The organism is Vibrio sp. 2130-1 (assembly GCF_033339515.1).
In genome coordinates this window covers 128,698-143,569 of record NZ_JAWOUT010000003.1, presented here as the reverse complement: position 1 = coordinate 143,569, position 14,872 = coordinate 128,698, and the positions used below count along the sequence as shown (strand labels likewise).

The following is a 14,872-nucleotide window of genomic DNA, read 5'->3' as shown; positions in this document are numbered from 1 at the left end:
CGTGCCCATTCAAGTGTCTGAATAAAGGCGTCACTAGCTGAAGTGACTTTTGTATCAACTATAACGAAATTATCAGTCTACGTGTTAAGACATCGAAAAATTATTGAGCGACTCTGTGTAAAGCGCGCCATTCTAAAAGCTATAGGCAGCGCGCTTTTGTTAGCTCACCAACCTTAAAAGAGCCAGTACCAAAGCACGTTAAACGCAGCTCTAATGCCATTTGTTCAAAGTGATCGACGACAGACTGCGTGCTGATCGTCGCAGCTTTTAATACCGCACCAGCTTGCCCAATGAGATTAGCCCCCAAATGAATGGCTTTCGCCGCTTCAAGTCCGTTATGAACACCTCCCGAGGCGATCAAGGGTAATGTAGGATGCAGTGCGCGGATTTGAGCCAAACATGTTGCTGTAGGGACACCCCAATCGCGGAAAAGCTCGGCTGCACGCTGCATTTTCGGATTATCTTGGCAATACCCTTCAACCGCACTCCAGCTTGTGCCACCCGCGCCCGCAACGTCAATTGCATCCACACCAGCATCAATTAATCGCTGCGCAACGTGTCCGCTAATACCAAAACCGACTTCTTTGATAATGATAGGAACCTTCACGCGAGATTTAAGCATCTCAATTGCCTGGAAAACACCAACCCAATTGTGGTCGCCATTTTTCTGAAACGCTTCCTGCATTGGATTAACGTGCACAAACAAGGCATCGGCTTGAATCGCCTCAACCGCACGTTGCGCATTATCGAGTTTACCTTTATCGAGCAATTGAGCGGCTCCAAGATTGGAATACAACGGTACTTCTTTCGCCAACTCACGAATGGTTTTACCCAAGCCCGAATGCTGACTTTCTTCTAAGCTAATCCGTTGCGAGCCCACACCCATGGCAATACCTAATTCACTTGCTGCTTCAGCTAAACGACAATTGATCGTTTCTGCGTCTTTTGCTCCGCCAGTCATCGAGCTAATCAAAAACGGTAGCGCTAATTGATGACCAAGAAACTCTGTCGATAAATCGATCGCGTGAAAGTCACATTCTGGCAGCGCACAGTGTTCAAACTCGACAGACTCAAAAACCGCCGTTTTATGCTTCATGCTCATATCATGATGTAAAACAGCATCTAGGTGTAAATCTTTTCGGTTAGTTTGCGGAGCCATAATGTCACCCTAAAGTAAAACAGTCGCGCAGTATTGCGATCCTTATCAGTAACGTCAATGCGAATTTTGTGAATTTGCCGGATTACTTTTCCGAAACGAGTAATGAATCTCGACTGCCCCTGACATTATAAGAAAAGAAACTCGCTTTCCGTTTTAAACAAGCCGGCAAGTTTCTCTTCAAATTGAGATAATCAGCGTACGATACCCATGATGAAAATGGATCACATTGCTCTGTAGTTTACTTTACGCTGTCCGACAGAATTAGCGACACAACAGTGCTTGTCGTCGTTGGTTCAAACTGTTCGGGATCATCACAGAATTGAATTTTTCCTTTTTCTTCTACATGGAACAGCGGTACAACTGAACTACCTTTGTGATGCGCTAAATAATCTTGATACGTGAAGTTATCGCTCAATTTCGTGTGTTTAACCTCTGCACCACGACTTAACATACTGGCTAGCTGGGTATAGCTTACATTGCCGCCCATCAGCAATTTACCATGGTACTCCTGAGCCACGGAGTGCTTCTCGCTGCCATTGCCGTTGGTTTTCACTTTTTGTAAGCAGTGAACTTTATCTTCCCCAAACTCGTCGACGAATTGCATGCAAGCCATAATGTTGAAATGCTGATCGGGCGTTAATGCAACCACTTGACCTATTCCTATCAAGTTCAAGTTGTCGTCCGCGTGACTAGAAATAGGGTTGCCGTAATAGTAATCCAACCCCAACATACGAACCTGACTGATGTACTCCCAGTTTGAGTCAGTCATTAATACGCGGCGGTCATAACGCGCCAGCGCCTGCCCTATTTCTCTTGCTACTCGGTTAGCTCCAATCAACAAGAAGCCGCGTGGTGCTGGCTCTGCAACGCCCAACGTCAGCGCTACAGGACGTGCCGTCGCACTTTGTAACACGACCGTTCCTATAATCACCATGAAGGTCATAGGGACCAGTAAAATCGCTTCATCAATGCCGTATTCGGTCAATTTGATCGCGAAAAGAGACGAAATCGAAGCAGCAACAATACCGCGCGGTGCAACCCAAGACAAAAACAGCTTATCTTTAAGACGCAAGTTGCTGCGGAAGGTTGAAAGAAAAATCGATAACGGACGCGACACTAACTGCATAAATACAAACAACAATAACGCACCGCTACCTAGCGCAGCAAAATCATCCAGACTGATTCGAGCCGCAAGGAAGATGAACAATCCGGTGATCAGTAAAATGGTTAAATGCTCTTTAAAGTGCAGAATTTGCTGAATATTGATGTCTTTAGCGTTTGCGAGCCACATACCCATTACGGTGACGGTTAGTAACCCAGCTTCAGACTCAATGTGGTTAGAGACCGAAAATACACCTAGAACCACCATCAAAACCGCAAATGGCTGCAAATATTCCGGTAGCCAAGAGCGACGCATGATCGTCGCAACTGCATAGCCTGAGGCCGCACCTAGCATGACACCGACAGCAATGATCGTCCCAAACACTTCGACGCTATTTATCGCGCTGTGAGATACGATAAACTCGTAAACCATCACAACAAAAAGCGCACCGAGCGGGTCAATCAAAATCCCTTCCCATCGCAAAATGTTAGCAAGCGTACTGTTAGGTCTTACGGTTCGTAGAAGTGGCACGATGACCGTCGGCCCTGTTACTACGGTTAAGCTGCCGAACAACATGGCAAGCTCCCAAGTAAAACCGAGGAAATAGTGTGTTGCGATACTGGTCGCCGCCCACGAAATGATCGCCCCGATGGAAACAATGCTCCATACCGAACCACTCACGCCACGAATTTCTTTAAAATTTAAGGTCAAACTGCCTTCAAATAAAATCACTGCCACCGCCAAAGAGACCAACGGAAAGAGCAAATTACCTAATATCTCATCAGGATTTAACCACTGCATAAATGGCCCGACGATCAGCCCTGCCAACAACAAAAATAAAATCGCTGGCAAACGCAATCGCCAAGCTAACCATTGGCAACCTAAACCAATAACCCCAACCGCTGACAGCACCAGCGCTTCATTACCCACTTGCATCAATAATTACCTGTTTTTGTCTTTTTTCGCGTGAATGCGCTATACCCGAATACATTCAGCCTTACGGTCAAATAGAAACAACCGAACGTGCAAATCAAACGACTGACCTTCGATGACATCGCTACGAAACGCACATGTTTGAAGTCCTTTGGCGATCGCATCAGAACTATGAATATAGTTGACCCCCAATGACTTAACGACTCATTTTTGTTCATCAGGTCTTAAAGTGGCACACAAGTGTGCGACTTTGTCGAATTCATCATTACGCATTGAGTTTCATTATGTAGAATGATTTCTGAAGAAAGCGCGGAACCTAGCACTATATGAGGCTAAGGCATAGAGCATGAACTAAGCTTTAGCGTAAGTGCTCAAAGTTAAGAATCGTGGGTCACGCGACGTACGCAAGGAGAAATGGATTGTACGTAATACTAGCACTGTTCATGGCGTGTCTCGCCATCCTCATCGGAGTGAAAGCCGCCAACCGAGCTGCACTTTTAGAAAAAGAACTAACCAAACTTCGTGAGGAAGTCACATCACTACGAGCCAGTGTCCATGGGGGCTCAAACCAACAAGTACACCAACAATCCAGCATCGAAAAAGACACACCATCTGTAGCGACGTCACCTCACATAGAATCACAACAGAAAAATGTCTCATCCTTTGGGGAACATGAACCAGCTGCCAACCTAGACTTGGACCAGAGCGCTGCGAATCAAGGGTACGCCCAGACAAGAGAAGTGCAACTGGATGTTTTTAGTCAAGAAAATGAGTCATTCCTTCAGAGTAAAGTTCAGAGCCTGCTTAGCAACATTCAAGAAAATTGGTTGGTTTGGGTAGGCGCATTAGCCATGCTGATCGGTGGAGGTTATCTCGTACAGGTGATTGGTAGTCACATCCAGTTTTCGCCATTTATGCGAGTGTCCTTTGCCTTTGTGATCTCATTACTTATGGTGCTTGTTGGCGAGTGGTTTCACCGTAAAGAACAACAGAATCCGCAACGGGCAGCACGAGCCCAAGGCTTTACGTATGTTCCTGCTGCCGTTACCGGTACGGGATTAACGGGCATTTACTGCACCGTCATTTTTGCCTTTGTGGTTTATCAAATGCTAACGCCAAGTATCTCGTTGATCATTTTGGCTTCAGCAGCATTTTTCAGTTTAGCATTATCATTGCGACAAGGGCCGTTAATGGCCGTGCTTGGCTTAATTGGTGGCTACACAGCACCACTGTGGATTGGAGGTAGTGAACCCAACTACTTTTTGTTAGCCGGATACATCTGCGCGATTTCGTTCGCGGCGACCTTATTGATGCAAAAAGTGCGTAGGGCATGGATTACGCCAAGTATCGCGATTCCACATTTCATTTGGATGTTGCTGTTGATTGAGAGTGTACCAACAGAACTGTTGTTCTCGTGGCTCGCGATTTATCTCTCCATCACTTTGTATCTCATTTTCGCGGTTCCGAGAATGGGTTGGATGCTCAATCCTCGCTTTCGTCACTATCAAAGCAAGTGGACAAACTCGCCGACCGCTACCGCTCTCGCAACTGCTTTATTGACCTTTTCTGCCGTCACCAGAATGCCGGAGCTGAACACTCTACAAATGGCGTACTGTTATACGCTGCTTGTTGCGAGCATCTGGCTACCAGCACTTCGTACAGGCTGGTCATTACGTGTATTTTTGCCATCCATACTCGTCTCGGCAACCGCGCTGATAGTTCTTACCATCGCTTTTGATGCGCTGTATATGGTAGAGCGAGAAGCTAGCATCCTATTCGCATTGGCGGTGAGTATTGCGCTGATCTGCTATCGAACATATTGCCAATCACTTAGTGACCGTTCGCAACTCAGTGGGCTGCTTCTGCTGGTACTGGCTCCCGCGATGAGCTTAATTACGTTGTTTTATATTGACGAATTTATGCAGGGCTACCTGTGGTATTGGACTGCATTCTGCGCATTGATGGCCACTTACTACGTTGTGCTTGGTAAGCGTGCACGTTCGTTGGCATTAGAATGCTCTGCCGTTATGCATGCTTTAATCATAGGTATTGCTTTTGTTTGGTTGAGCGATACTTGGTTAACAACAGCAATCTCAATACAAGTTGCGATAATGGCCTTACAGGCTCAAGTCGGGTTATTTCGACCTGCGAGTTGGGCGATTAAAGTGGCAATGGGAATACTGGTTATCCGACTCACGCTGCTACCTTTCATACCCGAATGGCAACCGGTAGAAGCTGGGCATTGGGCTTGGGTTCTTGTGAGTTATATGCCTTCTCTCTTCATCTTGTCTTATGCTCGTTCAACACTAAAACAAGTGGACCGAGAACTGACCAACTGGTTTGAAGGGGCGTTTTTACATGTATTCTTAATGGCATTGTTCACCCAAACTAACTACTGGTTAACGGGGCAATATGGTTACTTGGGGCACATCGACTTCACAAGTGCGGCAGTCTTTGCCAATCAAGCATTAGTTATGGGTTTGGTATACAGCTACCGCAGCCAATTTGCGCAACGCTTAAGCCGTATCTACGAAATCTATAGTTACTTGCTTTGGTGCGCGTTCGCTATATTGATTATTTTGCTTAATACGGCAGAATCGCCGTTGGTGACTGATAACGTCTCGGCACAAGCACTTCCCATCTTTAACATGCTGAGTATCGGCTGGCTGTTACCAGCTTGCATCCTGCTTATCGCAACGTTTAAGCGCTGGAATACGTTGCAAGTTCATCGATTTGCGATTGCTAGTCTAGGCTTTTTACTTGCAGCCATTTGGTTGGGGATGTCTATCCGTCAATTCTGGCAAACCACATCGATGATGCTGTATCAGCCAACCAGCATGGCAGAGTTGTTCAGTTATTCAGTGGCTGGCTTGCTCGTAGGTGGATTGCTGACTTGGCGCGGCGTGACCCAACAGGGGCTGATGATGCAGCGTGTCGGTCTAGTGGTCCTTGCCGGTGTCGCACTGAAAGTATTCTTATGGGATGTGAGCTCTCTGGATGGGTTCTGGCGAGCAATAAGCTTCTTAGGCTTAGGTGCATCTTTGATAGCACTTGGATGGCTATTCCAGAAATTGAATCGTTCGGTGGCAAAAGCACTCGAGCCCTAGACGAGTCAAAGAGAGATTCCCGACAGTGCGCTGTTTTCGTTATTGGGGGATGATAACAGTGTAAAGCCGGGAATCATTGGAGTGTTCGTTACTTCAGTAAAGCGACCACGGTATGACGACGCACGTTTGCTTGCGCATTCAATGCCTGAAAAGTCGAAGTAAACTCGCCAGACTTTTGCATGAATCCATCCAGTTTTGCATTCACCTCATTGACTGAAAGCTGTGCGGTTTTGGTTTGGATAGAACGCATTTGAGTATTCAGTTCACCATGAAAAGCTTTCGCTTCCTGCAAGCTCGTTTGAACTTGTTTCAGATGCTGATTTACTTTGGCAATCGTCTGCTTGATGCCGTCGCGTGAGCCTAGATCAAACCCGAGCTCCGCAATACCATCTGGCTCAGACTTTAAGTTCAAAACGTTAGGCTGTCCCGCAGGGAATCGGTGCCCTTCCCCCGTTACCATCACCTTTTGCTGCATTTGTTGATAAGCGTTGTCTCTGGCTTCAAATAAAATGCTGCCATCATCGGCTAATGAGGCTCGCATTCCTAACGCAATCAAGCTGCGATCCAGCATTTTGACCGTTCGCTCACCGTCTGATTGTCCATCAAACTGAATCATCACCGCTTGACCTTGAGGAAAATCCAAACGGATTTGCTCGGCCTTGTCGCTTAAGCGATGAACATTCAAACCTGGAATAGAAAAGCGACGAATATCCGCTTTATCCAGTTTTAAATGCAGTTCGTTATTTAGGACTTTCTGGCCATCGAAACGTGCTTGCTCAACGACTTTTTGGATGGTGGCTTTAGAACGAACCAATGTATCCTGCAAACCAGGAACATTTTGTACGCCTTGATTAATAGCTTGCGTCAAACCACGTTTAATTTGCGTGAGCTCTTTGCCAATCACCTGCAGCGATTTGGACGCGATCTGAACCGCCGTGGCTTGCTGCTGACCCTGCGTAAGCTGAATACCAGATACAGAGTAGGCTGACGCAGTGTCAGCCTGAATTTGCGCCGGGCGCGGTTTAATTGCCGTACTTGAGTCTGCAGAACGGGTCGGCATGATAGAGGCTTGTTCTTGTCCACCTAAGCGTATGCTATGGGGTCTAACCTCTACTGTACTCATTACCATAAAAAGAACTTCCTAACCTTATAAACGGTCAAACAGCGACAAACCATCGATCTTCACATAGCTTGCTTGCGTTGCTTGCAAAGCGGCCATGTAATTACTCAATCGTACCGACGCTTCACCATAGTCCAGAGCAGAGAGGTCTCCAGATACTTTGTCAACGAACAGCTTGTTTTCACTGTGCGCGCCACCAACAAGATCTAAGTTGTTGTGTCGACCACCAATCTCAGTCATGGTCCCTAGTACGTTTGAAAAAGTATCGTCGATAGCGCTGATACTCGCCTCAACTTCAGCTCTGAAGTTGGCGGTAGGGCTCTCAAACTCTTTGATCAGCGCATCAATTTGGTTAAGCACGTTATGGCCTCCCCCAAGGTCCAATATTTCTTTTGCAGTCATATTGGAATCCATCGTGACACCTTTAGCAATTGTTACTACGCGCTTGTCACTATTACCTTCAATTACGTAGCTGCCACTCGCTTTACTTACAGCCGCAGTATCCGTTTTAGTACCAGAGAAAAGGTAGTGCCCTTCTTCATCCTGCGCGTTAAAAGACGACTCAATAGAATCACGGTAACTCTTAAGCTCTGTAATCATACCGCCACGACTTTCGTCAGTAAGAGAGCCGTTCGCACCCCAAAGCGCGATGTCTCGCATGCTTTTTAAGCTTTCTTTGATCGAATCTAAATGGGTTTCTTGACTCGATAGCGTCGTTTTTACGTTTTCAATGTTGTTTTTGTACTGAGCAATCGCACTGGTTTCTCGGTCTAAGTTAAGCAACTTGATCGAAGCCATTGGATCATCAGACAGCTTGGTTAAGCGCTTGCCAGTAGACATCTGTTGCAGAGCTTCGCCTAATCCCGCGCTATTGCTCTGCAAGCTGTGCAACATCATTTGACTAAATTGATTGTCACTAATTCGCATCTAAACTTTCCTCTTAGAATAACTGCAGAATAGAATCGAGCAGTTGATTTGCTGTGCTGATCACTTTCATGTTGGCATTGTGCGCATTAGCAAACATCATTAGGTTAGCCGCTTCTTCATCGCTGTTTACGGAACTAACATTATCGCGAGCTGCGTGCGCTTGCTTGTTCATGGCTAACTTCGCTTGATAATCAGCATTAGCTTGGCGTGCTTTAATTGCGGTTTGACCCACCATTGAACTAAAGGCATCGTTCAAGCTTACTGAGCCGTAACCTGATACCGCCACTGGCTTGTTGCTTAACTCGATCAATGATTGCAACGCATCTGCGTTACCAGGTGTTCCATCACTTGAGAACGCAAGCTCATCTGGAGTTAGCTTGGTAATATCCAAACTGGCTGCAGGGTTTGCTGGGTCATAGCTGAACAAAGGTTTACCTGGGTTGCCATTTAAGTCTTTGCCAGTCGCAAGCACGGCGTTGTATTCATCCGCGAGAGCTTTCGCCATGTCATTCAGAGCCAATTGGTTTGGTTTCAACACTTCGGTTTGATAGTCATTAATCGCACCTAATTTGCCACCAAGCGAGTCACCAATCGCAAAACTTTGATTCGAGAACGTGACGTGTAAGTCCGCCAAGTAAGGATCACTCGGGTCAGGAATGGCTTCCAGTTTGCCATGGTCCGTACCCATCACAAGCGGTTGACCAGAGGTTAGTGTGACCTGAACACTGCCGTCATGCTGCTGTGTTGTTTTGATTTCAATGGTTTGAGATAACTCACCGATTAACCTATCTCGTTCATCCATTAACTGTGATGGGTTACCACCTGTACCTTGCATCTCTACCAGTTGCTTGTTCACCTTCGCGATATTTTCCATAAGGCTATTCGCGTGGTTAAGCGCTGCATTACGTTGATCGCTCATGTCTTTATGTTGATTGTATAAAGATTCGGTAAGCGTATTAAAACGGCGGGCCAAAGCTTCAGATTCGTTAATGATCTGCTGGCGGTAAGGTATGGATTCCGGCTTAACGGTCGCATCGTTAAGCGCAGCGTTTAGCGAGTCCAAGCCAGCCGATATACTGAAACCATCGGCACCAAGCGTATTCTCCAGCTGACTCATGTTACTGGTGTATCCAGATGCGTATGCCGCCATACTGTTAGTCGACCACGTTTGCTTAATCAGAAATTGATCAGTAACGCGGCGAATGCTAGTGACTTCTACCCCTAAACCTGGACTTAAGCGATTGGCTTTACCATCATCGACAGACGCCATCAACGCTTGTTGACGACTGTAACCCACGGTATTCACGTTTGCCACGTTTTGCGCGGTTACGTCTAGGGCCACACGGTTCGCGCCTAAACCTGAAAGGGCAATATTAACTAGGTTCATTTACAGCTCCATTTTTCTGATCAACGGCTGAGAAAACGCGGTAGTCATACCGGCCTCACCGAATACCTGTTTAACAGAGGCGACGGCTTGAGAAGCGGTATTAAATAGGCTTGAATTCTTCTCCACCTCTTTAGAATCTACTTGTGAGATAGATTCAGAATTCGAACCTTTACCATCGTTAGCGGATGAGATGTTGCGCGCAGCATCGAAAGCAACCTCACGCATAGACGGGCTCAGCTGCTGGATGAGCATATTGGCAATGCCTGAGCTCTGTTTCTTTGCTAGTTCCATCGCCAGCTGACCGTCATACATATCACGGAACACCCCTTGTTGCTGACTGGCAAACGGGCTGTCTTTATCAGCAAGAGCGTCACTACTGCTGCGCATTTGGCGTAACACCATTTGTAGGAACATTGCCTCAAATTGACCTGCGACGACTTCAAGTGCGCCTTCTTGATCACGACTATGCTTGATGTTAGCCAATGCACTATTGTCGTGATAAAGCATCGAATTTAACTGAGTTTGTTCATTGGTACTGTCTAGCTTCATCCTTAACTCCTTATATCACGACCAATTCAGCGTTCAATGCACCCGCTTCACTCAAAGCTTGCAGGATAGACATCAAGTCTGTAGGCGTGGCACCTAAACTATTTACCGCATTAACTATGGTGTTAAGTTCCGTGCCTGGAGGCCAAATCACCATCTGAGCAAGATCTTCATTCACATCAAGGTCCGTTTGGTTAACGACTTTCGTATCGCCATTTGCAAACGCATTAGGCTGACTAACTTGTTGTGATTCAGAAATTCGCACGGTCAAGTTACCGTGACTTACTGCTGCTTCACTCACTTTGACACTCTTACCGATCACTACGGTGCCAGTGCGAGAGTTAAAGACAATACGAGCAGGTTTACGGCCTTCAACGACGCTCATTTCTTCAAGCATCGACATCATGACGACACGCTGCTGTGTATCTTTTGGTGCACGCATATCAATGCGCGCTTTATTGATCGCAACTGCAACGTTAGGCCCAAAAGTGTTGTTAATTTCACGCGCAATATTTTTTGCTGTAGTGAAGCTAGGCTTGCGCAGGTTTAGGGTGATTTCATCACGTTGGTTGAAATCGGTTTTGATTTCTCTCTCTAAAGTCGCACCATTCGGAACGCGACCCGCCGTTGGTGTGTTTACTTCTACTTTGGAGCCACTTCGCCCCTCTGCAGATAAGCCGCCCACAACCACGTTACCTTGCGCAATCGCGTACACTTCGCCATCAATACCACGTAAAGGCGTTAGCAATAACGTACCACCGCGAAGGCTCTTTGCATCACCGATTGAAGACACAACCACATCCAACGTTTGTCCTGGGCCTGCCATTGGGTCAACGGACGCTGTCACACTCACAGAAGCCACATTTCGTAGCTTAGGGTTCATACTGTCATCAATTTGAACCCCAAACTGACGTAGCATGTTGGTAATAGATTGAGAGGTAAATTTCACTTGGTTTCGGTCACCTTGGCCGGCTAAGCCAACTACCAAACCATAACCAACCAGTTGGTTTTCTCGAATGCCGCGAACATCGACCAAGTCCATGATCGGAATTTCCGCTTCAGCACGTGAAGTGCCTGGTAGTCCCAAGGTCAACACCAATAGGAGAGACATAAAGAAAGATTGCATTGTCTTCATTAGAAAGGTACCCATGGGCTGTTGAAGAACTGAGTTAGCCACCCGGCTGCGTTGCTGTCAGCTAGCGCTCCGCGACCTGCGTAGGTAATTCTTGCATCAGCAATTCGTTGAGAAGAAACTTGGTTACTGCGGTTAATATCATCCACACGGACGATACCGGTTAGACGAATAAACTCGTCGCCTTGATTCAGACGAAGCCATTTTTCACCGCTGATACGCAATACGCCATTAGGTAATACTTCGTGTACCGTTACCGTAATGGCACCTTGAAGCTTGTTGCCTTGTGAACTTGATGCACTGCCATCGAAGTTACGTTTGCCATCCACGCTAACCCCTAACTCATCGATAGTTTTCGTGCCTATGGTCGGCGCCACAAAGTTAATTGCTGAACTTTTACCGAACTTAGTACCCGCATTTTTACTCGATGAGGTTTCTTCTGATAATTGAACCGTTAATACATCGCCAACTCGGTAAGCACGACGATCCTGGAACAGAGTCATCGTGTATTGGTGACGATAAAGGCTACCAGATTGGGTTTCCGGCAGCGTGTAATCGAGCGTTGGTGGTGCATATTCCTCAGCATTCGGCTCAGGCGGAATAAATTCCTGACGGCCAGCACATCCCACCAGCAACACGGCGGCTACTGCCCAACTCTTAGAAAGCCATTTCATTGCTTTTTCCTTCATCATCACCAATTTCATACTTACATTGATTGCGAAACAAACTTCAGCATGTCATCTGCAGCAGAGACTACTTTCGCATTCATCTCATACGCACGTTGAGTGGTGATCATGTCGACCATCTCTTCTACTACTTGTACGTTTGACCCTTCCAGTGCACCTTGCTTGATAATGCCGGCACCATCAGCTCCTGCAATCAGCTCATCAGCTGGACCGCTGGCTTCCGTTTCACGGAATAAGTTGCCACCCATGGCCTCTAAGCCTGCTGGATTGATGAATTTTGCAAGTGTAATTTGACCAAGCTGCTGAGGTGTTGGATCGTCTGCTGTTGTTGTTGTCACGGTGCCATCAACACCCACAGAGAAAGAGACCGCATTGTCAGGGATCTGGATTTGAGGCTCTAAAGGCAGGCCCTGACTGTTCACCATTAAGCCTTCTGAGTTTCGATGGAACTGACCATTACGTGTATACATGATCTGTCCGTCCGAGTTTTCTATTTGGAAGAAACCCTGACCCATTACAGCAAGATCCAACTCTTGCGTTGTGTTTTGGGTATTACCTTGCGTGAACACTTTTTGTGTGCCAACAACGCGAACACCGCTACCTAGCTGAATACCACTTGGTAGTTCGTTAACTTGGTCTACTTGAGCGCCTGGTTGACGCTGAATGCTGTAGAAAAGGTCTTCAAATACGACTCGGTCACGCTTAAAGCCAACCGTGTTTACGTTTGCTAGGTTGTTAGAAATGGCAGTCATCTTCGTGTCTTGCGCTGCCATGCCTGTTTTACTTACCCATAATGCTGAATGCATTTTTTACTCCTTGCGGGGCGAGACTTAGCTCGCCGCCATTAATTTGTTACCAGCTTTTGCTAGAGTTTCCGCCGTTTTCATCATGCGAACTTGCATTTCAAAGTTGCGCGTCAGCGACATCACACTAACCAATTCATCAATAGCAGATACGTTACTGCCCTCAATGTGCTCAGGAGAGAGTTGCACGGTTTCATCTGCCGCGAATGGCACGCCATCTACGCTTTGCAGCAAGCTATCGCTCTCTTTTTGCAGTTGATTAATTTCCGGTTTAACCAACTTCAAAGTGCCTGCCACAATTTCTGCGCCGCCACCTGGTGGGATCACTGAGACTTGACCACGTTCGCTGATTTCAATCTTTTGATAATCCGGCACAACCAAAGGACCATTGTCACCGAGGACAGGGAACCCATTGATTGTTAGAGCGCCAAAAGTATCGACCTGAATATTGCCTGCACGGGTGTAAGCTTCGTTACCCGCTGGGGTTTCTACAGAGAGATACCCCTCACCCATAACCGCAACGTCCAACGGACGTCCTGTTTTCACAATATCGCCAGCGTCGAAACGTGTTGAGGCAGAGTTGGTCACAACCATAGTGCGACCATCAAAACCTGGGCCTTGCATCTCTACACTACGCACACGCTCCATATCCGCTCGAAAACCCGCAGTATCAGCATTTGATAAGTTGTTTGAACGAACGTGCTGCGCTTTAAGAACTCGGCTGGCACCCGACGTTGCCGTAAATAACAAACTATCCATGCAAAACTCCCATTACACCGCGTTAAACAAAGCTTGAGTAAGCTTGTCGCTGGTAGAAATTGTCTTTGCGTTTGCTTGGTAGTTGCGTTGTGCAGTCATTAGAGCAACAAGCTCGCTGGTTAAGTCAACGTTAGAACCTTCTAATGCACCCGGAGTTAGGTCACCCATCGTACCTGAACCCGGAACACCCATAATTGGAGCACCTGAGCTAAAGCTTTGAGTCCATGATGTTCCACTCACTTTCGCTAAGCCTTGTGTGTTTGCAAAATCAGCAAGAACAACCTGACCTTGTAGCTGTGATTGGCCGTTAGTGTAAGTCGCGTAAACCATGCCGTTACCTTCAACGCGTACACCTGCAAGTTCACCTGATGTGTAACCGTTAGGACTATTAGTACTTACGCCAAAAGCTGCACCAAATTGCGTGCTGCCTTTCAGGTTAATGTCTACACTCATCGCGTTCGCGCCTGCTGCAGGGAATGAAACATTAAACGGCGCAGTTGGTGTTGAAAGCGAGCCATCTTTACCAAACGTTACAGGCACAGTTGCTACTGGCGTCGTACCGCCATCTACTTGAACGTTCACTTCCCACGAGTTAGAAGCAGTCTTAGTAAAGTACTGAGTTACCGTGTGCGAGTTACCCAATGAGTCGTAGACTTTTGTTGTGTAAGACGAGTTAAATGAGCTTGGATCTTTTGGATTGAATGGCGTTACGGCTTTATCAATAACAGACGCGCTTGCGTCGAAGTTCGCAACAAAATCTAAGCTGTCTGTTGCTTTAGCATTCAGTGAGGAAGTCGATACCTGAATATTACCCACAGAACCTGTCATTAGGTTGTTGTTGCTATCGACACTGTAACCTTGAAGCTTTGCACCGCTGTTAGCCGTAACAAAGTTGTTCTTATCCGTTGAGAACACACCTGAACGTGTGTACAACATTTGACCCATATTATCTTTAGTAACAAAAAAGCCACCGCCATTAATAGCTAGGTCCATCGCACGGCCAGTTCCTGTGATACTGCCGTCTTTGTCGAAGTTCTGTGAAATTGACGCGACTTCCACACCACCAGGTTGCATGCCGTTGTATACAGCGGAGAATTCTGTGCGGCCACCTTTAAAACCATACGTTGATGCGTTGGCAATGTTGTGACTGATTGTGTTTAGCTCTGTGTTGGTCGCGTCCAGACCACTTAGTGCGATGTTAAAACTCATAA

The 14,872-nt window shown here is 46.7% G+C and carries 12 protein-coding genes; 1 reads left to right on the top strand and 11 read right to left on the bottom strand.

Annotation, left to right across the window (positions count from 1 at the left end):
* Positions 1–139: 139 nt before the first annotated feature.
* Together fni and R7Q09_RS05380 are read right to left on the bottom strand one after the other, a co-directional pair.
* Entirely contained in the window at positions 140–1,159 is a 1,020-nt protein-coding gene (fni, locus tag R7Q09_RS05385; RefSeq protein ID WP_318070576.1) for a type 2 isopentenyl-diphosphate Delta-isomerase, read from the bottom strand.
* Between the two features lie 238 nt (positions 1,160–1,397).
* Positions 1,398–3,197, bottom strand: a complete 1,800-nt coding sequence (locus R7Q09_RS05380) for a sodium:proton antiporter (protein ID WP_318070575.1) — start codon at positions 3,195–3,197, stop codon at positions 1,398–1,400.
* A gap of 440 nt (positions 3,198–3,637) precedes the next feature.
* Between R7Q09_RS05380 and R7Q09_RS05375 the strand changes: the two genes are divergently transcribed.
* Positions 3,638–6,301 carry a DUF2339 domain-containing protein gene (locus tag R7Q09_RS05375; RefSeq protein ID WP_411913103.1) on the top strand — a complete coding sequence of 888 codons (2,664 nt, stop codon included), beginning with the start codon at positions 3,638–3,640 and terminating at the stop codon, positions 6,299–6,301.
* An 88-nt stretch (positions 6,302–6,389) separates the two neighbouring features.
* Here R7Q09_RS05375 and R7Q09_RS05370 read toward each other — a convergent pair whose 3' ends face one another.
* Genes R7Q09_RS05370 through flgE form a run of 9 tightly spaced genes read right to left on the bottom strand, consistent with a single transcriptional unit; the run spans position 6,390 to position 14,870 of the window.
* The gene (locus R7Q09_RS05370; RefSeq protein ID WP_005373996.1) at positions 6,390–7,430 is read right to left on the bottom strand and encodes a flagellin; all 1,041 of its coding nucleotides are present in this window, start codon (positions 7,428–7,430) and stop codon (positions 6,390–6,392) included.
* Positions 7,431–7,448: 18 nt separating this feature from the next.
* Complete coding sequence (gene flgL, locus R7Q09_RS05365; protein ID WP_005373998.1) at positions 7,449–8,348, bottom strand: flagellar hook-associated protein FlgL; 900 nt, start codon at positions 8,346–8,348, stop codon at positions 7,449–7,451.
* Positions 8,349–8,361: 13 nt separating this feature from the next.
* Positions 8,362–9,735, bottom strand: coding sequence for a flagellar hook-associated protein FlgK (flgK, locus tag R7Q09_RS05360; protein WP_005374000.1), 1,374 nt, complete (start codon positions 9,733–9,735; stop codon positions 8,362–8,364).
* Positions 9,736–10,284, bottom strand: coding sequence for a rod-binding protein (locus R7Q09_RS05355; RefSeq protein ID WP_005384422.1), 549 nt, complete (start codon positions 10,282–10,284; stop codon positions 9,736–9,738).
* 10 nt (positions 10,285–10,294) lie between these two features.
* A complete protein-coding gene (locus tag R7Q09_RS05350) occupies positions 10,295–11,431 on the bottom strand; it encodes a flagellar basal body P-ring protein FlgI (RefSeq protein WP_086026720.1) in 1,137 nt (378 codons plus the stop codon).
* On the bottom strand, positions 11,416–12,087 hold the full coding sequence (gene flgH / locus R7Q09_RS05345; protein ID WP_017635111.1) for a flagellar basal body L-ring protein FlgH: 672 nt from the start codon (positions 12,085–12,087) through the stop codon (positions 11,416–11,418). Before flgH ends, R7Q09_RS05350 begins: the two co-directional genes overlap by 16 nt.
* Positions 12,088–12,119: 32 nt before the next feature.
* Entirely contained in the window at positions 12,120–12,905 is a 786-nt protein-coding gene (gene flgG, locus R7Q09_RS05340) for a flagellar basal-body rod protein FlgG (protein ID WP_005374008.1), read from the bottom strand.
* 24 nt (positions 12,906–12,929) lie between these two features.
* Complete coding sequence (flgF, locus tag R7Q09_RS05335) at positions 12,930–13,661, bottom strand: flagellar basal-body rod protein FlgF (RefSeq protein WP_318070573.1); 732 nt, start codon at positions 13,659–13,661, stop codon at positions 12,930–12,932.
* Positions 13,662–13,673: 12 nt separating this feature from the next.
* Positions 13,674–14,870, bottom strand: a complete 1,197-nt coding sequence (flgE, locus tag R7Q09_RS05330; protein ID WP_017635110.1) for a flagellar hook protein FlgE — start codon at positions 14,868–14,870, stop codon at positions 13,674–13,676.
* Positions 14,871–14,872: the final 2 nt, after the last annotated feature.